This is a genomic window from Alkalicoccobacillus porphyridii (assembly GCF_007293315.1).
GTDB lineage: Bacteria > Bacillota > Bacilli > Bacillales > Bacillaceae_D > Alkalicoccobacillus > Alkalicoccobacillus porphyridii.
Genome location: NZ_VLXZ01000401.1, coordinates 1 through 239, shown reverse-complemented (window position 1 = coordinate 239; position 239 = coordinate 1). Strand labels below are relative to the sequence as shown.

Here is a 239-nt window from a genome sequence, read left to right as displayed (position 1 = left end):
ATTCTCATGCACCACCACCACGGCTGGCGTTTTGCCGCTCATTTTTGCGGGTTTCACCAGATAACCCCGTACCTCGCCGTGACCATTTGGCGAAGGATACGTGATGTACTCAGCAACAATCTCCAGGTCGGTAAACTCTACCTGAGTCGCCAGCGCATAATTTGGCTTGAGCAAATCAAACAACGCTAATGCCGTCATCCCGCCCACCGCATACTTCGCCGCAAGATTGAGGAACTCAC

1 pseudogene is annotated in these 239 nt (G+C 52.7%); it reads right to left on the bottom strand.

Features of this window, described 5'->3' with window-relative positions:
• A pseudogene (yghX, locus tag FN960_RS24725) lies at positions 1-239 on the bottom strand (YghX family hydrolase); the annotation flags it as partial.